The 21,215-nt window shown below is 75.4% G+C and carries 6 protein-coding genes; 5 read left to right on the forward strand and 1 reads right to left on the reverse strand.

All coding sequences use genetic code 11. The annotated features are described in order from the left end of the window. Window positions 1-41 precede the first annotated feature (41 nt). Complete coding sequence (locus tag ACZ7DL_RS07225; RefSeq protein WP_470772105.1) at window positions 42-572, reverse strand: GNAT family N-acetyltransferase; 531 nt, start codon at window positions 570-572, stop codon at window positions 42-44. 237 nt (window positions 573-809) lie between these two features. On the opposite strand from ACZ7DL_RS07225, the gene ACZ7DL_RS07230 reads away from it, so the two are divergent. Genes ACZ7DL_RS07230 through ACZ7DL_RS07250 form a run of 5 tightly spaced genes read left to right on the forward strand, consistent with a single transcriptional unit; the run spans window position 810 to window position 21,215 of the window. After that, window positions 810-1,118 carry a hypothetical protein gene (locus tag ACZ7DL_RS07230; protein ID WP_470772106.1) on the forward strand — a complete coding sequence of 103 codons (309 nt, stop codon included), beginning with the start codon at window positions 810-812 and terminating at the stop codon, window positions 1,116-1,118. A 5-nt stretch (window positions 1,119-1,123) separates the two neighbouring features. Continuing rightward, window positions 1,124-2,101: a 2,3-diaminopropionate biosynthesis protein SbnA gene (gene sbnA / locus ACZ7DL_RS07235; protein WP_470772107.1), complete on the forward strand. Its 978-nt coding sequence runs from the start codon at window positions 1,124-1,126 to the stop codon at window positions 2,099-2,101. Window positions 2,102-2,134: 33 nt separating this feature from the next. Continuing rightward, window positions 2,135-2,338 (forward strand): MbtH family protein, encoded by a 204-nt coding sequence (locus tag ACZ7DL_RS07240; RefSeq protein ID WP_470772109.1) that lies wholly within the window; start codon window positions 2,135-2,137, stop codon window positions 2,336-2,338. A gap of 27 nt (window positions 2,339-2,365) precedes the next feature. After that, a complete protein-coding gene (locus tag ACZ7DL_RS07245; RefSeq protein ID WP_470772110.1) occupies window positions 2,366-15,343 on the forward strand; it encodes a non-ribosomal peptide synthetase in 12,978 nt (4,325 codons plus the stop codon). Beyond that, entirely contained in the window at window positions 15,336-21,215 is a 5,880-nt protein-coding gene (locus tag ACZ7DL_RS07250) for a thioesterase domain-containing protein (protein WP_470772112.1), read from the forward strand. The genes ACZ7DL_RS07245 and ACZ7DL_RS07250 overlap by 8 nt, the downstream gene beginning before the upstream one ends.

Below are 21,215 nucleotides of genomic sequence, written 5' to 3' on the forward strand. Positions count from 1 at the left end.
TGATTTGGTATTCGACCGGAAACGGGCGGGCCTGCGCCCTGTCAGACCACCTGCTGGAGAAAGTCCAGGCCGTGGACCTGCCAGTCGTCCCGTCCGTAGGAGATGACGTGCAGGTCCTGGAGTTTTCCGTGCAGGAACACGTGGTCGGGAAGGACCGCCTCGGCGCGCATGGCCTTCGTGTGGTGCCCGAATCCGATGCGCGCCAGCGTCGGGTCCGTCACCTCGAAGTACACCTTGCGGGTCCGCCACATGGAAAAGGCGAAATTCACGGTGAGGGCGTTCGCCTCGGAGCGCAGGTCCTCACGGGTGCCCAGCCGGAGATTGACCTCGGCTCGGAGATGACCGGCGGGCTTGAGGTCGGACAGCGTGCTGAAGCCCAGCAGGTCGTCCGTTTCCGCGGCATGGATCATAAAACACGCGGAGAGTCCCTTGTGGAAATCGGCCGCGTAGCTGTCGAGCAGCGGGAGCGGGCCGTTGCCGCTGCGGAAGAGAATGTCGTAGGCGGCGGGCGCGTCCGCCGCACCGGCCGGGCGGAGCTTTATTCGCTTGGTCGCGGTGTGTGGGTACAGCACGGCTGTCGTCCCCCGGTTCCGTGAATGCTGGAATGCTGGAAAAACGCCACGAGCGCTTCGTGCAATGCGCAGGTCACGGAACCAACCATGGGGCAACCCCGGTGTCAAGCGCGGGTGGTGGGGCTTCGTCCCGCCAGCGGGACATCGTGTTGACCGGTCACTGGACGGCTGTCTAGTGTCGGCCCGGCTTTCCTGAAGTCATGACCGGTTGAATTAACCGAAGGGTGCTGACAGCACATGGTGAATGACGAACTCGGGCCGAAGTCCGACGCCTTGGAGAACCCGAACCCGAAGGTGGTCGACGCGCTCGAGAAAACGGTGCGGGAGACCGCGATCAAGATCTGCGCGGAACAGCCCGACGTCCCCGAGCCGGCGAGCCTGGCCGACCTGGACTCGTTCTCCATGGTTCAGGTCCTGCTGGAACTGGAGAACATCCTCGACTGCAAACTCCTGGAACGCCTGGAGGGATTCGAGGGCAAGTCGTTCCGGGACCTCGCCGGATACATAGCCCGCCTCCAGGCGGAAGACGCGGCCGCGAACGGGTAACCGGCGTGCACATCGGCAACGGGATTCTCTCCACGGTCGGGGAGACTCCGCTCGTACGGCTGGAGCGGCTCTTCCCGCAATCGCGTGCCCGATTCCACGCCAAGCTGGAGGGAATGAACCCCGGAGGCAGCATGAAGGATCGTGCGGCCATCGGCATGGTGGCCGGCGCGATCGAGAGCGGCCGCCTGGTGCCCGGGAAGTCGACCGTCGTCGAATCCAGCTCCGGCAACCTCGGTATCGGCCTGGCGCAGGTCTGCCGCTGGTTCGGCCTGCGGTTCGTCTGTGTGGTGGACCCGAGGACCACCGCGCAGAACCTGGCCGTGCTGGAGGCGTACGGTGCGGAGCTGGAGCGGGTCACCCAACCGGACGCCGCGACGGGCGACTTCCTCGCTGCCAGGGTCCGGCGCGCCCGGCAGCTCGCCGAGGAGATTCCGGGCGCGTTCTGGCCCGACCAGTACGCGAACGTCCTCAACGCGCGAGCGCAGGAACAGCTGATGCGGGAGATCGCGCGGGACCTGGACGGCCGGGTCGACGTGCTGTTCGTCGCCACCGGTTCCTGCGGGACGATCCACGGCTGCGCCCGGTACATCGCCGAGCACGGCATGGACACGCACATCGTCGCGGTGGACGCCGTGGGCAGCGCCATCTTCGGGGAGCCGGGCTGCCGCCGGCTGGTCCCCGGGCACGGCGCGGCCCGGCGGCCCGCCCTGCACTACGACGGCATGGCCGACTCCGTGGAACGGATGACCGACCAGGACTGCGTGGTCGGCTGCCGTCGACTCGTGGGCGCCGAGGTGATCCTCGCCGGCGGCTCGTCGGGGGCCGTGGTCAGCGCGGCCGCACGGCGGGCCGGCGGGCTCCCGGAGGGCGCCAACTGCGTGCTGGTGCTGCCCGACCGGGGCGAGCGCTACGTGGACACCATCTACTCCGACGCGTGGGTCGAGCGGCACTTCGGTGACATCCGCCATCTGTGGAAGGGCTGACTCCGCTTACCCGCCGACATCTCAGGGAGAGCAATGACTGCCGACGACACCTACCTCGTTGTGGTCAACGACGAGGAGCAGTACTCCGTCTGGGCCGCCGACCAGCCCCTGCCGGCCGGCTGGCGTGCGGTGAGCGTGGAAGGGTCCCGGGACGAGTGCCTGGACCACATTGAGCAGGTCTGGACCGATATGCGCCCGCTGAGTCTGCGTCGGCGTATGGCCGAACAGGGCCACTGAACCAACCGGAGCGCAGCCGAGGTGACGATGAACCGCCCCCATCCGACGAGCGTGGCGTCCGACGCGGTGTACGGCGTGGTGTCCGATGCGGTCTCCGACGCGATGTCCGGCCCCACCGGACCGGTGTCCACCGGACCCGCGGCTGCCGGCCCGGTCGCTGCCGGCCCGGTCTCCGCCGGCCCGGCCGCCGCGGTGCCGGGTCTGCTCCGGCAGCACCTGTGGGATCTGGAGCAACTGGCTCCGGAGCAGGGTTACTTCACCGCGCAGGCGGTCCGGCTGCGCGGTGCCGCCGACGTGCGGGCGCTGGCCGCCGCCGCGGCGGAACTCCTCGTGCGGCACCCGGAGTTGCGCGTGCGCTGCCTCGACCGGGACGGCCGCCCCGAGCTGGTCGCGGCCGAACCCGCCGTACCTCTCCACCGGGAGGAGGCGGCGCCCGGCGCCACGCCCGGCCAGGTCTGCGCCCACCTGCTCGACGTCCTCGCCGGCCCCACGGCCCGGCACTCCTTCGCGGCGGCCCTGACCTCCCTCGCCCCCGACGACCACATCCTGCTGCTGACGGTGCACCAGGCGGCGGGGGACCTGGCCACGCTGTCCGAGCTGACGTGTGAACTCGGCGAGTTGTACGGCCGGTTCACGGACGACGGCACGGGCAGGCGGCAGCACGCCTTGGCAGTCGACCCCTCGCCGTCCGGTGCCTACGGCACCATGGCGCCGGCCGGGGAGTCCGGTGCCCAGTCGTCGGCCGGGGAACCCGGCGCCCGGCCGCCTGCCGCTCCCCTGGACGGCGTCCCGCTCGAAGCCCCCGCCGACCGGGCCCGGCCCGCCGTCTGGCAGCCGGCCGCCGCGGCCGTTCCGTTCGCGCCGCCCGCCGGTTTCGGGGGCGGGCGCCCCGGGGCCGCGCTCGCGGTGATCGTCCACACGCTGCTGGCCCGGCACAGCGGCCGGTGGCACGGGGCACTCGGATACCGCAGCGGAGGAGCCGTCCGCCCGCTGTCGCTCGCGCTCACCCCGGCACTGAGCTTCGCCACGGCCGTGGAGCGCGCGGCAGCCGCGATGGCGGGGAGGGTCGGTGTCGATGCGGCCGGACCCGCGGCCGTGGAGCGCGCGGCAGCCGTCACGGCGGGGGCGGCCGGTGTCGACGCGGCCGGACGGACGCGGCGACCGGGTCCGTCCGCCGACACCTCCCGTGACCCCCTCTGCCCGGTGCTCGTCGACGTCGTCGACCGGCACCGCCCCCGCTTCGGCACCCTGACCGCCGAATGGCTCCCCGTACCGCCCCGGGCCACCCGGCACGACCTCGTCGTACGCCTGCTGCGCGACCGGGACGGAACACTGCACGGCGAACTGGTGTACGCCACCGCGCTGTTCACGGCCGAGTCCGCGGCCCGGCTCGCCGAGCGGTTGACCACGCTGTGCGCAGCCGCCCCCGAACGTCCCCTCGGCCGGCTGGACATGCTGCCCGCCGCGGAACGCCGCACGGTGCTCCCGCCGCCCGTCGGCCCCGCCGAACCGGTGCCGCAGCGGCCGGTGGCCGACCTGGTCCTGGAGCAGGCCCGGGCCACACCGGACGCCGTGGCGGTGGAGTGCGGCCCGCACCGGCTGACGTACCGCGAACTGGCGGACCGCAGCGCGGCGTTCGCCGGACAGCTGCGCGCGGCGGGCGTACGCCGTGGCGATCTCGTCGGCGTACTGCTGCCCCGCGGCACGGATCTGCCGGCCTGCCTCCTCGGCGTGCACCGCGCCGGAGCCGCCTATCTGCCGCTCGACCCCGGGCATCCCCGCGAACGGCTGGCCCAGGTGCTGGCCGACGCGGGCGTACGGATCCTCGTCACCGACGGTGCCACCCACCCGGCGGGGCTCGGCGGCCCCGGCCTGCGGATCGTGGACGTCGCCGCCGCCCCCGCGACCCTCCCCGACCCGGTGCCGGACACCGCGCCGGTCCGCCTGGACGATCCCGCGTACGTCATCTACACCTCCGGCTCCACGGGGCGCCCCAAGGGCGTCATGGTCACCCACCGCTCTCTGCTCACCTTCCTGTGGTCGATGCGTGAGCGCCCCGGCCTGCGGCCCGGCAGCGTCGTCCCCGCCGTCACGACGGTGGCGTTCGACATCGCCGCGCTGGAACTCTTCCTGCCGCTGCTGACCGGCTGCCGGATCGTGGTCGGGGAACGCGCCGAGACACAGGACCCCGAGCGGCTGGCCGCTCTGCTCGCCCGGGTGTCCGCCCGGGTGCTCCAGGCGACCCCGACGACCTGGCGGCTGCTGCTCGACTCGGGCTGGACCCCGCCCCACGGCTTCGTCGCGCTCAGCGGCGGCGAGCGGCTGCCCGCCGTACTCGCCCGCAGACTGTGCGCGACCGGAGCCGAGGTGTGGGACCTGTACGGCCCCACCGAGACGACCGTCTGGTCCTCGGCCGCCCGGCTGGACGGCGGGGAGGTGCGCGACTTCCGGGCGGTGGCCGGCACCACCCTGTACGTCCTCGACGACCGGCTCGAACCCATGCCGCTGGACAGTGTGGGGGAGCTGTACATCGGCGGTGCGGGTGTCGCCGTCGGCTACCTGGGCCGCGCCTCGCTCACCGCCGACCGCTTCCTGCCCGACCCGTACGCCGGTACGCCCGGCTCCCGGCTGTACCGCACCGGTGACCTCGCCCGCCGACGCGCCGACGGCCGGATCGAGATCCTCGGCCGGGCCGATCACCAGGTCAAGATCCGCGGAGTACGGGTCGAGCCGGGGGAGACCGAGGCCGTGCTCGCCGCCCACCCGGGCGTGCGGGCCGCCGTGGTGCGCGCCCTCCCGGACGCCGGCGGCGACCCGAGGCTGGTGGGATACGTGACCCCGGCGGACCCGGACGACCCGCCGGCGGCGCCGGTGCTGCGGGCGCGCTGTGCCCGGCTGCTCCCGGACGTCATGGTGCCCGCCCGGTTCGTCGTACTGGACGCGTTCCCGGTCACGCCCAACGGCAAGCTCGACGTCGCGGCACTGCCCGCGCCCGCCGCCGCGGCGGCGGACGAGCCGGGCGGCCGGGCCCCGGCCACCGCGGAGGAACGCCTGGTCGCCGAGGCGTTCGCCGAGGTGCTGGAGTGCGACGGGCTCGGCGCGGACGACGACTTCTTCCGCCGGGGCGGCGACTCCGTGCTCGCCGTCCGGGCCGTCGGCCGGCTGCGCGCCCGGACCGGCCGCGCCCTGCCCCTGGCGACCCTGTTCGAGGCGCGTACCGTCGCCGAACTCGCCCGGCGGCTCGCCCTGCCCGGCGACACCGCGCCGCCGCCCGCCGCCGGCGAGCGCACCGGACCCGTTCCGGTGTCCTTCGCCCAGCAGCGGCTGTGGTTCCTCCAGCAACTCGACCCGGACGACGTCTCCTACCTGGAATCCCTCGTGATCCCGGTGCCGGAGCCGTTCGACCTGGAACGCCTGTACGCGGCCCTCGGCCTGCTCTTCGAGCGGCACGACGTGCTGCGCACCCGGTACGCGGCCGCCGACGACGGCCCACCGCTCCAGGTCGTCGAGGAGCCCCGACCGGTACGCCCCGCACCGGAACACGGTGATCCGCGCGCGGTCCTCGCCGCCGAACTGGCGCGTCCCTTCGACCTGTCCGCGGCCCCGCCGGTCCGGGTCCGGCTGGTGCGCGACGACGACGGCACGCACACGGTCGTCCTCGTCCTGCACCACATCGCCACCGACGACCGGGCGAACGACATCCTCGCGACCGAGCTGACGGGCCTGTACGCCGGAGACGAACCGCCCCCGCCGCCGCTGCGGTACGCGGACTACGCCCAGTGGCAGCGCGACCGCATGGAGGGCGCCGGACGGGAGAGCGCCCTGCGGTTCTGGCGCGCGGAGCTGGCCGGGCTGGAGCGCACCGAGCCGCTGACCGACCGGCCCCGCCCCGCCGTGCGGGACACCCACGGGGCCACCGTCCACTTCCACATCCCCGAGGATCTGGCGGCCGGGCTGCGGGACCTGGGCGAGCAGCACGGCGCCACCCCGTTCATGACCCTGCTCGCCGGGTTCTTCGCCTGGCTCGGCCGCTGCACCGGCCGCGACGACCTGGCCGTCGGCGTCCCCGTCTCCGGGCGGGAGCACCCCGAGACCGAGCGGCTGGTCGGGCTCTTCGTCAACACGGTGCTGCTGCGTGTCACGGCCGCTCCCACGGCCGGCTTCCGCGACCTGCTGCTGCGCACGAGGGACCGGGCCGTCGCCGCCCGCCGCCACGCCGAGCTGCCCTTCGACCTGCTGGTGGCGGAGCTGGCGGAGCGCCGCGACCCGTCCCGCACCCCCCTCGCCGGCGTGCTGTTCACCTTTCACGACACGCCCCCGCCCGGCCTCGGGCAGCTGCCCCGGGCCGCCGGGGCCAAGGCCGATCTGTCCTGGCACCTGACCCGCAGGGCGGACGGTGCGCTGGACGGTTCGGTCACCTACGCGACCGCCCTGTTCGACCCGGCGACCGTCTCCGGGTTCGCCGACCAGTACGTGCGGCTGCTGCGCGCGGCCGTCGCCGCGCCGGACACCCCCGTGGCCCGGCTGCCGCTGCCCGACGCGCGGGAACTGTCCGCGGCCCGCGGGCGGCCGGCACCTCTCGCCACGGACGGCGCGCACACCGTGCCCGAACTGATCGCGGCGCACGCGACGGGTGTGGCCGTCATGGACGGCACCCGGACGCTCACCTACCCCGAACTCGACCGGGCCGCCAACCAGTTGGCGCAGCGGCTGCGCGCCCTCGGTATCCGCAGGGGCGACCGGGTCGCGGTCCGGCTGCCCCGCGGCGCCGACCTGGTGATCACCCTGCTCGCCGTCCTGAAGGCGGGCGCCGCCTACGTCCCCCTCGACCCGGCCCATCCCGTGCGGCGGGCCGCGGGGGCGGTGGCCGACTCCGGTGCCGTACTGCTGATCACCACCCGGTCCGCAACGGCACCGGCCGGGGTCCGCCGGCTCGACCTGGACGATCCCGCCGAGACGGCGCTGACCGGCGCCTGCCCGGCGACCGCGCCCGATGTCCCGCTCACCGGCGACGACCTGGCCTACGTCGTCTACACCTCCGGCTCGACCGGACGCCCCAAGGGCGTCGAGGTGACCCACGGCGGCCTGCTCCACTACACCCGCTGGGCCCGCGACACCCTGCCCTATCGCGCCGAGCGGGCGACGGCGGGCTCGGTGCTGCACACCTCCCTCGCCCACGACCTGGCCCTGACCGCGTTCTACCCGACGCTGGCCGCCGGAGCCCCGCTGCGCCTGACACCGGAGGAGTCCGCCGGCGTCCAGCACCTCGCCGACGCCCTCGCCGAAGGGCCGTACGGCGTCCTCAAACTGACCCCGACCCACCTCGGGCTGCTCACCCGGGCGCAGGACCCGGTCGCGCCGGCGAAGACCGCCGACTGCCTCGTCATCGGCGGTGAGGAGCTGCGCGGCGAGCAGCTGGCCGCCTGGACCCGGGAGGCGCCGGACACCCTGGTCGTCAACAGTTACGGCCCGAGCGAGGTCACCGTGGCCTGCTGCACCCACACGGTCCCGGCCGGCCGGCTCGCACCCGGTCCGGTCCCCATCGGCCGCCCGCTGCCCGGGGTGACCGTCCTGCTGCTGGACGACCGGCTGCGGCCGGTGCCCGTCGGGGCGCCCGGCGAGATCCATGTGGGCGGTCCCGGTGTCGCCCGCGGCTACGCCGGGGACCCCAGGCCGACGGCGGACCGCTTCGTGCCCGACCCGTACGCGGCGGACCCCGGGGCCCGGCTGTACCGGACCGGGGACCTGGCCCGCCGGCAGCCCGACGGAACCCTCGTCTTCCTCGGCCGGCGCGACCAGCAGCTCAAGATCGACGGATTCCGGGTGGAGCCCGGCGAGGCCGAGAGCGTCCTCGCCGCGCATCCCGCCGTCCGCGCGGCCGCGGTGGTCGCCGACCTCTCCGACCCGGCCGGACCCCGGCTGGCGGCGCATGTCGTACCGCGGGCCGGGCAGCTGGGCGAGGCCGGGCTGGCCGAGCTGCGCGCCCACCTCGCGGCCCGGCTGCCCCGGCAGTTCGTGCCGACGCTGTGGAGCGTGCTGGACGCGCTGCCGCTGCTGGCCAACGGCAAACTGGACCGGCGGTCGCTGCCCCGGCCCCGGCCGCTGCGCACCACCGGCCGGGAGTACGCCGCACCGGGCACCCCCGCCGAGCAGGCCATCGCCGAGGTGTGGACCGAGGTGCTCGGCGTCGAGCGGATCGGCCGCCACGACCCGTTCTTCGAACTCGGCGGCCGCTCCCTGGACGCCACCCGGGTCGCCACCCGCCTCGGCGAACGCTTCGCCGTCCCGGTCTCCGTACGCGACGTCTTCACGGCACAGACCGTGGCGGCACTCGCCCGCCTGCTCGCCGCTCGCACGATGGAGCGGTTCAGTGCGGTGTTCGGCACGGACACGGGTACGGCGACGGAGCCGGCCGGGGTGGTGACCGCGGGCCCGGCGACGGATCCCGCCGGTACGGCGACGAGCCCCGGCGGTACGGCGACCGCGCCCGCTCCCGAGGTCACGGCCCCCGCCGGGCCGGCGGCGCTCGTACCCGTACCCCGGGACGGGGCGCTGCGGCTCTCCTTCGCGCAGCAACGGCTGTGGTTCCACGAGCAGCTGAACCCGGGCGGCGTCGACTATCTCGTGCTGACCGCGCTCCGGCTGCGCGGTCCGCTGGACCACGAGCGGCTCGCCCGCGCGCTGTCCGCGACGGTGGCCCGTCACGAGGTGCTGCGCACGCACTACACGACCGATGCCGCGGGCGACCCGGTCCAGGTGATCGACGAGCCGTCACCGGTCCCGCTGCCCGTCGCCGACGTCAGCGACTCGGACGTGGAGAAGGCGCTGGACCACGAACTCGGCGAGCCCCTGCGGCTGGACGCCGCCCCCGCCCTGCGGGCCCGGCTGCTGCGGATCACCCCGGACGAGCCGGATGGGCCGGATCGGCCGGACGGGCCCGCCGAGCACGTCCTGGTGCTGGTCGCCCATCACATCGCCGTCGACGCCTGGTCCAACGACGTACTCCTCGCCGACCTCGCGGCCGCCTACCGAGGCGAGACGCTCCCGCCGCCGCGCGTGCAGTACGCGGACTTCGCCGCCTGGCAGCGCGGCCGGCTTGACGGACCGCTGCGCGACGCCCAGCTGGCCTACTGGCGGGCACGGCTGGCCGGACTCCAGCCCACCGAACTGCCCACCGACCGGGCCCGCCCGGCACAGCGCGATGCGCGCGGCGCGGTCCACCGCTTCACGGTGCCGGCCGCCACGGCCGTACGGCTGGAGGAGCTGGCGCGCCAGGAGGGGGCCACCCTCTTCATGGCCTCCCTGGCCGGCTACTACGCCCTGCTGGCCCGCTACACCCGGCGCACCGACCTCGCGGTGGGCGTACCGGTCGCGGGCCGCGAACACAGCGCGCTGGACGATGCCGTCGGCTGCTTCGTGAACACCGTGGTGCTGCGCGTCGACGCGGCCGGCGACCCCTCCTTCGCCGCTCTCCTGCGCACGGTCCGGGAGGCGACCCAGGACGCTCTCGCCCACGCGGAACTGCCCTTCGAGGAGGTGGTGCGGGAACTCGCGCCCCCGCGCGACCCGTCCCGCCATCCGCTGTTCCAGCTGCTGTTCGCGTTCCGCGAGCCGAGCGCGGGCGGTCAGGAACTGCCCGGGATCGAGACGGCCCGGGAGCCGGTGCCCGTGCGCACCGCCAAGTTCGACCTCACCCTGGAGCTGAGCCGGCGCCCGGACGGTGCCCTGGACGGCGTGATCGAGTACGCGCGCGGGCTGTTCGACGCCGCCACCGTGCGGCAGTTCGCCCGGCACTACCGGCGGATCCTCGACCAGGCCGGCGCGGCACCGCACGGCCGGATCGGCCGCCTGGAGACGCTGACCGCGGCCGAGCACGCCGCGGCACTGCGGGACGGCCGCGGACCCTTGGCCGAGCGCCCGGCCGAGGGGCTGCCGGAACTGGTCGCGCGGCAGGCCGCCCGCACCCCGTCCGCACCCGCCGTGGTGGCGGGCGACGAGGTGCTCGGCTACCGGGAGCTGGACCAGCGGGCCAACCGGCTCGCCCACCGGCTGCGCGCCCTCGGCGTGCGCCCGGGAGACCCGGTCGGCGTCCGGCTGCCCCGCCGTTCCGATCTGGTCGTCGCGCTCCTCGGCGTGCTGCGCGCCGGAGCCGTCTACCTGCCGCTCGACCCGGCGGGCCGGGCCGCGGAACGGACCCGGGCGATGCTCACGGACGCCGGTGCCGTCCTGGTCCTCACCGACGCCGACGGCGCCCGGGACGCGGCCCTGGCCGACGGCGGCCGCCGGGTCCTGGACCTCGCGGCGGACCGGGCCGCGACCGACGCACAGCCCGGCGACCGGGCCCCGCTGGCCACCGACCCGGACGCGCTGGCGTACGTCATCCACACCTCCGGGTCCACCGGGCGCCCCAAGGGCGTCGGCGTCCCGCACCGCGGCATCCGCAACCGGGTCCTGTGGGCGGTGGAGCGGTTCGGGCTCGGCCCGCGCGACCGCTTCCTCCAGAAGACCACGCCGACCTTCGACGCCTCGGTGTGGGAGTTCCTCGCCCCGCTGGTCTCGGGCGGCACCGTCGTCCTCGCTCCCGACGGCGCCGAACGCGATCCCGCCGAGCTGGTGCGCACACTGGTCCGGCACGACGTCACCGTGCTCCAGGGGGTGCCTTCGTTCTACCGGCTCCTGGTGGACGAGCCGGGCCTGGACCGCTGCCGCACGCTCCGGCTGCTGTTCTCCGCCGGCGAGGCGCTGCCCGAGGCGCTGGCCGCCGGGCTCCAGGCCCGCGTGCCCACCGCCACGCTGGTCAACACCTATGGCCCGACGGAGAGTTCCATCGACGCCACCTCGTGGACCGTGCCACCGGCGACGGACGGCCGGCGCGCGGAGGGCACCGTCCCGATCGGGCTGCCGCTGGACAACTGCCGGGCCCTGGTCCGCACCCCGGACGGCGCGCCGGCACCGATCGGCGTGCCCGGGGAGCTGTACCTTGCCGGGGAGGGGCTGGCCCGCGGCTATGTGGGACGGCCCGCGCTGACGGCGGCGAGCTTCCTGCCCGACCCGTACGGCCCGCCCGGCTCCCGCGCCTACCGCACGGGCGACCTGGTACGGCGCCGGGCGGACGGGGTGCTGGAGTTCCTCGGCCGTGTCGACCACCAGCTGAAGATCCGCGGGGTGCGGATCGAACCCGGCGAGGTCGAGACCGCCCTGGCCCGGCACCCGGCCGTCGCCGCGGCGGCCGTGGTCGCGCGGCCCGGGCCCGACGGCCGGCCGTGGCTGGTCGCCTTCGTGCAGTACCGGCCGCCGGCGGCCGGCAGCGAGGACGGCGCGGAGCTGCGCGACTTCCTGCTCGCCCGGCTGCCCGAGACGCACGTGCCCTCGCTCTTCGTCCGCCTCGACGCGCTGCCCCTGACCGCCAGCGGCAAGGTCGACCGCGGCGCGCTGCCGGACACTCCGGCCGGGCCGCCGCCCGGCTCGGGCGTCGCCGCCGCACCGCGCACCCGCGCCGAGCGGCTGGTCGCCGAAGCCATGGCCGAGGTCGTCGGCCGGGACACCGTGGGCCGGGACGAGGACTTCTTCCGGCTGGGCGGCCACTCGCTGCTGGCCATGCGGCTCGCCGGCCGGCTGCGCTCCCTGTTCGGCGGCGACGTACCGGTGCGCACCGTCTTCGAGCACCGCACCCCGGCCGCCCTGGCCCGGCAGCTGACCGGCCCGGACGCCGCGGACGACACGGCCGTACCCGCGCTCGGCCCGGCCGAACGGGACCGGCCGCAACCGCTGTCCCCCGGCCAGTGGCGGCTCTGGCTGCTCAACCGCGTCGACCCGGACGCCTACCTCGTCACCTGGGCACTGCGGCTGACAGGCCGGCTCGACCGGGCCGCCCTGGAGGGCGCGCTGACCGAACTCCTCGCCCGGCACGCGCTCCTGCGCACCCGCTACCCGGTCGGTCCCGACGGCGTGCCGCAGCAGGTGACCGCAGCCCCGGGGCCGGTCGTCCTGCCCGTCACCGAGGTGACCGGCGCCCCGGACGCCCGCGACCCGGAGCGGGCCGCGTGGCTGCGGGAGGCGGTGCGCCGGCACGCGGTGCGCCCCTTCGACCTGACGCAGACGGCGCCGGTCGCACCCCGGCTGCTGCGCCTCGGACCGGACGAGCACGTCTTCGTCCTGGCCCTGCACCACATCGTCTCGGACGGCGTGTCCGAGGAGATCATCGGGCGTGAGCTGGCCGAGCTGTACGCCGCCCGGGTCGCCGGCCGCACCGCCGTGCTGGAGTCCCCGCGCCTCCAGTACCGCGACTACGCCGTCTGGCAGCGATCCCGGCTCGCCGGCGCCGAGGCCGAACGCGGCCTCACCCACTGGCGGGAGCGGCTGGCCGGGCTGCGGCCGCCGGAGCTGCCCGCCGACCGGCCGCACGGCACGGCACGCGACGGCGCCGGCGCCCGGGTCGCGGCGACACTGCCCGCCGACCTCGTCGAGCCGCTCCTCGCGCACGGCCGCGCACACGGTGCCACCCCGTACGTCACCTTCCTCGGGCTTCTCGCCGCCCTGCTGAGCCGGTTCGGCGCGGGCACCGACATCGCCGTCGGCATCCCGGTCAGCGGGCGCACCCGGCCCGAACTGGAGGACATGGTCGGCTTCTTCGTCAACACCGTGGTGGCCCGGGTCGACCTCTCCGGCGACCCGCGGTGGACGGCCCTGCTGGAACGGGTCCGCAGCGACGTCCTCGACGCCTTCGACCACGCAGAGGTGCCCTTCGACCGCGTGGTGGAGGAACTCGCCCCGCACCGGGACGCCGGCCGCGCCCCGCTGGTCGACGTGATGCTGGACGTCACCGGGACACCCCCGGCGGTGCCGGCGCTGCCCGGCCTGCGGACCGAGCGGATCCGACTCGCCCCGACCCGGGCCAAGTTCGGCCTGACGGCCTTCCTCACCGCCCGCCCCGACGGCGGCTACGACCTGGAACTCGAGTACGCCACCGCCCTGTTCTCCGCCGACCGCGCCCAGCAGCTCGCCGAGCACTTCGTCACCCTGGCCCGCGCGGCCGCCCGGCGGCCGGACCACCGGATCGGCAGGCTCGGCCTGCTGGAGTCCGGGCAGCGGCAGCAACTGCTGAAGTGGAGCACGGGCAGCCCTGCCCCCGCCGTCACCGCAGGGCTTCCCGAGGCGTTCGCCGCCCAGGCGGCCCGTACGCCCGGCGCGCCCGCGGTGCTGGCCGCCGACGGCACGACACTCGACTACGCCGAGGTGGAGCGGCGCTCGGCCGCGCTGGCCGTGCGTCTGGTCCATGCCGGGGTACGGCCGGAGGACCCGGTCGCGGTCTGCCTCGACCGCTCCGCGGACACCGTGGTCGCCATGCTCGCCGTGCTGCGCTCCGGCGGCGTCTACGTGCCGCTGGGAGCCGAGCAGCCCGCCGTCCGCCGCGCGGCCATGCTCGCCGACCTGCGCCCGAAGGCCGTCGTCAGCGAACCGCGGCTGCTGGCCGGGCTGGACGCCGGCCCGGCGGCGGTCCTCACCGTCACCGACGACGACACAAGGGACCCGGGCCCGCAGGCGCGTCGCCTGCTGCCGCCGAGCGACCCCGACCGGCTCGCCTACATGATCTACACCTCGGGCTCCACCGGCCGGCCGAAGGCCGTCATGGTCCCGCACGGTGCCTACCTCCACCACTGCCGGGTCGCCACCGGCGTGAACGGCCTCGGGGCGGGCGACCGCGGCGTGCTGCTGTCCGCGCCGACCTTCGACCTCGCCATGGAGCAGCTGGGTCTGCCGCTGATCACCGGCGGCACGGTGGTGATCAGCGACGTACGGTTCTGGACCCCGGCCGAGGTGCCCGACCGCTTCGCCGCGGCCCGGGTGCGCCAGGTCCTGTTCACCCCCGCCTACTACCGCGAGGTGATGGACCGGATCGCTCCCGGCGATCGCCGCCTGGACTCCCTGGGCGCGGTCTTCGTGGGCGGAGAGACCGTCACCTACCGGGACGCGGCGCGGTGGTACGAGGCCGGGCTGCCGGGGCGGTTCGTGTGTGCCTACGGGCCGACCGAGACCACGATCGTCTGCATGACGCACCCCGTCTCCCGGGCGGAGCTGCGCGCGGCAGCCCCGGACCGGCCCGTGCCGATCGGCCGGCCGGTGCCCGGCACCCGGACCTATGTGCTGGACGAGAGCGGTGACCTCGCCCCGGTCGGGACAACGGGCGAGCTGTGCGTGGCCGGCCCCCGGCTGAGCCGGGGCTATCTGGGCCGGCCCGGGCTGACCGCCGACCGTTTCGTGCCCGACCCGTACGGGCCGCCCGGGTCGCGCATGTACCGCACCGGGGACTACGCCCGGTACCGGGCCGACGGCGTCATCGAGTTCGTCGGCCGCATCGACACCCAGGTCAAGCTGCGCGGCTTCCGCATCGAACTCGGCGAGATCGAGGCGGCCCTCGCCACCCACCCGCGGGTGCGGGCCGCGGCGGTCGTCGCGCACACCTCCGAGCGGGGCGAGAAGCAGCTGGTCTGCTACGTGGTGCCGGGCGCCGGGGACGCTCCGCGGCCGGCGGAGCTGCGGGCGCACCTGCGGGACCGGGTGCCCGACTACATGGTTCCGGCCCTGTTTCTGACCCTCGACGCGCTGCCGCTCAACAGCAACAAGAAGGTGGACCGGCAGCGCCTGCCCGCCCCCACGGCCGAGGCGGTCCTCGCGGCCACCGCCGAGGCCGCAGCCGAATCCACCCGCGCCGGCTTCGACGGTGAGGTGGAGGAGGCCATCGCCGAGGCGTGGACCGAGGTGCTGGGGGTCGCCCCGCCCTCCAGGGAGACCGGGTTCTTCGAACTGGGCGGCCACTCGCTCGCGCTCACCCGGCTCCTGACCCGCCTCGAGGACCTGTTCGACATGACGATTCCGCTCCGGGTGCTGTTCGACGCCACCACGGTCGCCGCCCAGGCCGCGGCGCTGGAGGAGTGCGCCGCGCACCTCGCCGAGGGCGCCACGGCCACCGGAGACCACCTGACCGACGGGGGATTCGATGAGTGAGACGACTCCGACGCGTATCGCGGGCGCGAGCCCGGAACGCACGCCGGGTGCCGGCCTGTTGCGGGACCGGCTGCGCGGGCGAGGCTCCCGCGCTGCCGCTGACCGGTCCGTGATCCCCGCCGTGCCGCGCGACACGGCGCTGCCGCTCTCCTTCACCCAGCGGCGGCTGTGGCTGATGGACCGGCTGCGTCCGGGCGGCACGGACTACCTGGTGCCGGTGGTGCTGCGGCTGCGCGGCGAGCTGTCCGCGGCCGACGTCCAGGCGGGCCTGACCGCCCTGGTGCGCCGCCACGAGATCCTGCGCACGCGGTACGGCACGGACGAGGACGGCACACCCGTGCAGCTCCTCGACCCGCCCGGCGAGGTGCCGCTGCCGTACGACGACCTGACCGGCGCGGACCAGGGCGCGGTGGACGCGCTGCTGGCGGCGGAGACCACCCGGCCCTTCGACCTCGCCACAGGTCCCGTGCTGCGCGCCCGCCTGGTCCGGCTCGGCGCCGCCGAACACCTGCTGGTGCTGGTCATGCACCACATCGCCGTGGACGGCTGGTCGTGCGCCCTGCTCGTGGAGGAACTGGCCGCGCTCTGCGCCGGGCGGACCCTGCCGCCGCCCTCCCTCCAGTACGCCGACTTCGCCGCCTGGCAGCGCGCCCACCTCACCGGGGAGCGCCTCGAACGCGGCCTCTCCCACTGGCGGGAGCGGCTGCGCGAGCTGCCCGCCCTCAAGCTGCCCCTGGACCGGCCCCGGCCCGCCGTGTGGGCGGCCGAGGCGCGGACGGTGCCCTTCGACATCCCCGCGGCCACCGCCGCCCGGCTCGGCGCGCTCGCGCGGGAGCACCGGGCCACGCCGTTCATGGTGCTGCTCGCCGGGTTCTCGGCCCTGCTCGGCCGCTACACCGGGCAGGACGACTTCGCCGTCGGCACCCCCATCGCCGGGCGCACCCACCCGCAGACCCACACCCTGCTCGGCGCCCTCATCAACCTGCTGGCGCTCCGCGTCGATCTGGGCGGCGACCCGTCCTTCACGGAGCTGCTCGCCCGGGTCCGGGCCACGGCGCTGGACGCCTTCGACCACCAGGACGTGCCCTTCGACGCCGTCGTGGACGCGCTCGCCCCGGGCCGGGACACGTCCGTCCATCCACTCGTCAACGTCAACTTCGTTCTCCAGAACAACGATCCGGCCGTCTTCCGGGCCGGCGACGTCACCGGGGAGCCGGTGCCGGTGCTGTCGGACCGCGCCAAGTTCGACCTCTCGTGGACGCTGGAGGAACGCCCGGACGGCTCGATCGGCGGGGAGGCGACCGTCGCCACCGCGCTGTTCGACCCCGCGACGGCCGAGCGGATGGCCCGCCACTACGTCCGGCTGCTGGAGGCGGTGGCCGCCGACCCCGCGACCCGGGTCAGCCGGCTGCCGCTGCTCGCGGACGCCGAGCGGACCCGGCTGACCGACGCCCCGGCCCGGGCCGTGGCCCACGGCCCCTGCCTGCACGAGCGCTTCGCCGAGCAGGCCGCCCGGCGCCCCCAGGCCCCGGCGCTGACCTTCGGCGACCAGCACCTGTCGTACGCCGAACTCGACGCCCGGGCCAACCGGCTGGCGCACCGGCTGCGCGGGCTCGGCGCCGGGCGGGACCGGCTGGTCGCGATCCGGCTGCCCCGCGGGATCGAGATGATCGTCGCGGTGCTCGGCGTCCTCAAGGCCGGCGCGGCCTACCTGCCGCTCGACCCCGACCAGCCCGCCGAGCGCATCGCCTACATCCTCCAGGACGCGGGCGCCGGGATCCTGCTCACCCGCGCCGATCTGGCCGCCGACGGGACGGTTCCCCGAGGCGGACCCGTCGAGGCGACGGTGCTGCTCGACGACCCGCGGGAGGCTGCCCGCCTCGCCGCGCTGCCCGCGCACGCGCCGGCCGTGGCGGCCGACCCGGACGACCTGGCCTACGTCATCTACACCTCCGGATCCACCGGGCGCCCGAAGGGCGTCCAGATCCACCACGCCCATGTGGTGCGGCTGCTCAACTCGGCGCAGGAGCACTACCGGTTCGGCCCCGACGACGTGTGGCCGCTGTTCCACTCGTACGGCTTCGACGTCTCCGTCTGGGAGATGTGGGGCGCCTTCTGCCACGGCGGCCGCCTGGTGGTGGTCCCGTACGACGTCACCCGCTCCCCGTGGGACCTGATGGACCTGCTCGCCGCCGAGCGCGTCACCGTGCTCAACCAGACCCCGTCGGCGTTCCGCTCCCTGGTGGAGCTGGCCGAGCGAGGCGAGGGACCGCTGGACCGGCTCACCCTGCGCTGGGTCGTGCTGGCCGGCGAGGCGCTCGACATCGAGATGCTACGGCCCTGGTGGGACCGGTTCGGCGACCGCGAGCCGTGCGTCGTCAACATGTACGGCATCACGGAGACCACCGTCCACGCCAGCTTCCGGGCGCTGTCCCGGGCTGATCTCGGCGGCCACCGCAGCCCCGTCGGCCACCCGCTGTGCGATCTGCGGCTGTACGTGCTGGACGACCGGATGCAGCCCGTGCCCGTCGGCGTCGTCGGCGAGATCCACGTGGGCGGCCCCGGCGTCGCCCGTGGCTATCTCGGCCGGCCGCGGCTGACCGCCGACCGCTTCGTGCCCGACCCGTTCGGCGCGCCCGGGGCGCGGCTGTACCGCTCGGGCGATCTCGCCCGCCGCCTGCCCGACGGGGAACTGGGCTTCGTCGGACGCCGGGACGACCAGGTCAAGATCCGCGGCTTCCGTATCGAACTCGGCGAGGTCGAGGCCTGCCTGGCCGCCCATCCGCTGCTGGACTCGGCCGTCGTCGTCGCCCTCGGACCGGACGGCGGCGAACGGGAACTCGTCTGCTACGCCGTCCCCAAGGAGGACACCGAGGTCGGCCCGGCGGACGTCCGCGCCTACGCGGCCGGCGCGCTGCCCGGCTACATGGTGCCCTCGCTGGTGATGATCCTGCCCCGGCTGCCGCTCACCCCGAACGGCAAGGTGGACCGCCGCGCCCTGCCCGCCCCCGAGCGGGGCCGGCAGGTGCGGGCGGCGGACCGGTCCGGACCCGTCGCGCCGCGCACCCCGGCCGAGCGGGCCGTCGCCCGCGTCTGGCAGCGCGTCCTGGGCCTCGATCACATCGGGGTGCACGACGGCTTCTTCTCCCTCGGCGGCGACTCCATCCGGGCCGTACGGCTGGTGGGCATGCTGCGCGCCCAGGGCTTCGACTACTCGGTCCAGGACGTCTTCCGCCACCAGACCGTCGCCGAGCTGGTGGCCGGCGGCGCGGGCGGCTCCACGGCCGTCGAGCGGGCCGGCACCCGGCCCTTCGAACTGATCACCGCCGAGGACCGGGCGAAGCTGCCGGACGGGCTGGTGGACGCCTACCCGATGGCCCGGGTGCAGAGCGGCATGCTGCACGAGATGTTCGCGGACCCCGAACACCGGCCCTACCACAACGTCACCAGCTACCTCATCCGCGACGACGGACCGCTCGACACCGCGGCGCTGACCACCGCGATCCGCGAACTGATCGCCGCCCACGAGGTGTTGCGGACGTCCTTCGACCCGGCCGGTTACCGCGAACCCCTCCAGCTGGTGCACGCCGCGGCCGAACCGGAGATCGGCTGCCACGACCTGCGGGAGCTGCCCGAGGAACGGCGCCAGGAACGGCTCGCCCGCTTCCGGGCGCGCGAACGGGAGCGGCTGTTCGACCTCGGGACCACGCCGCGCATCCGCTTCCACGCGCACCGGCGCACCGACGACGAGTGGTACCTGACGCTCACCGAGTGCCACACCATCCTGGACGGCTGGAGCCACAACTCGCTCGTGACGGAACTGCTCGACCGCTACCGCGCCCACCGCGCCGGCGCCCCGACCGCGCCCCGCGGGCCCGGCGAGGTGCGGTACGCCGACTTCGTCGCCCAGGAGCTTCGGTCCCTGGCGGAGGGCACCGACCGTGCCTTCTGGGCGGACCGGCTGGCCGGGGCGCACCGGGTGGCCCTGCCCGAGTCCTGGGCCGATCCCGACGGCCCGCCCACCTACCACGTCGTGGTGCCCTTCCGGGACCTGGAACCGGGCTTGCGGGAACTGGCGGACCGGGCCGGTGCCTCGCTCAAGAGCGTGCTGCTGGCCGCACACCTGGCGGTCTGGCGTACGGTCGCGGGCCGGGAGCCGTACTACATGGGGCTGGTGTGCAACGGCCGTACCGAGGTGGCGGGCGGCGACCGGGTCGCGGGCATGTTCCTCAACCCCGTGCCCTTCGTCGCCCCGGCCGGGGCCGCCACCTGGCGGGAGCTGGTCCGCGGGGTGTTCGCGGAGGAGCTGGCGCTGTGGCCGCACCGCCGCTATCCGCTGCCCGAGCTCCAGCGCGAGTTCGGCGACGGCCGCCGGCTGCTGGAGGTCGACTTCAACTACCTCGACTTCCACGTCCTGGACCGCACCCGGGTGGACACCGACGGCAGTACAGACATCAGCCCCAACGAGTTCCCGCTGGAAGTCGCCACGCGCAGCGACGGGCTGCTGCTGGCCGGGCAGTCCCGGCGGATCGGCCGCCGGTACACCGAACTCCTGGCCCGGATGTACCGCACGGCGCTGGAGCGGATGGCCGCCGACGCCGACGGCGACGCACAGGCGCCGCTGCTGCCGGAGCCCGCACTGGCCGAGCTGCTGCCCGGCGGCCGGCCCGCCCCGCACCCGCGGGCCGGCGCACGGCCGCCGCACCCCGCCGGCCCGGCGGCGGTGGCCCCGGCACCGGCCGGCGCGGCGGCCGGCACGGTCGAACGGGCCATCGCCGAGGTCTGGGCCGAGGAGCTCGGGGCGGACCGGGTCGCCCCCGACGACGACTTCTTCACGCTCGGCGGCCACTCGCTGCTCACCGTGCGCATCATCGTGCGCCTGCGGCAGCGGCACGGCATCGACCTGACGTTCCGCGACTTCCAGCGGCACCGCACCGTACGCGCCCTCGCCGCCGCCGTGGCCGCGGGCCGGCCGGCGCCCCGGCACCGGACCCTCCAGTGGTTCGGCCGCGCCGGCTCACTGCCGCCGCTGTTCTGCGTGCACCCCAGCGGCGGCAGCGCCCACTGGTTCCGCGAACTGGCCGACCGGTTCGCCGGCCACCGGCCGCTGGCCGCGCTGGAGTGGCCCGGCCTGCACGGCGGCCCGGTACCCGAGCCGACCGTGCCGTCCGTGGCCGCGGCCTACCTCGCACAGCTGCGCGAGGCCCGCCCGAGCGGCCCGTACCACCTGCTGGGCTACTCCGGATCCAGCGGTATCGCCTGGGAGCTGGCCCGCATGCTCACCCGCGCGGGAGAGGACGTACGCCTGCTGCTCCTGGACCCGGTCTGTGACGCGCGGGGCGCGGACCCCGGGGAGCTGCGCGCCACGGTGGCCCGCCTGCGCCGAGCCGAGGACCTCCTGCGGGACCTGCGGGAGCGGCCGGACGCACCGGAGGCCGGCCGGCGGCGGGCCGAGCTGGTGGACCTCGTCCGCGGCCTCGTCGGCGCGGACGGGGCCTTCGGCGAGCAGGACACCGAGGGCGGCATCGGCGAGGCATGGCTGCCGCGGCTGACGTCCTGGCGCGTCCTGCTGGAGATGCAGCTGGACTACGTCTTCCCCGCCTGGCCGGGCCGCCTGGACGTGCTGCTCTCCGACGACCTCGCCGCCGGGCGCCCGCCGGCCGGCCAGGGCACCGACCCCTTCACCGAGCGCTGGCGGGAGCTGGCCGCGGGCGGCCTGAGCGTGCGGCGCGTGCCCGGCGGCCACGAGAGCTGTCTGCGCGCCCCGCACGTCCGGGTGCTCGCCGACGAGCTGAACCGCCTCCTCGATCCGAACGGCGCGGACCCGGACCCCGGTGCCGCCGCCCCCACCGCCCGCGGCGAAAGGAACTGA

The sequence above is a fragment of the Streptomyces sp. NPDC036984 genome (assembly GCF_055607665.1).

What these genes read in the sequence shown, in the direction of transcription:
- ACZ7DL_RS07245 (WP_470772110.1), top strand. Translation starts at nt 2,366, where the DNA reads ATGAACCGCCCCCATCCGACGAGCGTGGCGTCCGACGCGGTGTACGGC.
- ACZ7DL_RS07240 (WP_470772109.1), top strand. Translation starts at nt 2,135, where the DNA reads ATGACTGCCGACGACACCTACCTCGTTGTGGTCAACGACGAGGAGCAG.
- ACZ7DL_RS07230 (WP_470772106.1), top strand. Translation starts at nt 810, where the DNA reads ATGGTGAATGACGAACTCGGGCCGAAGTCCGACGCCTTGGAGAACCCG.
- ACZ7DL_RS07250 (WP_470772112.1), top strand. Translation starts at nt 15,336, where the DNA reads ATGAGTGAGACGACTCCGACGCGTATCGCGGGCGCGAGCCCGGAACGC.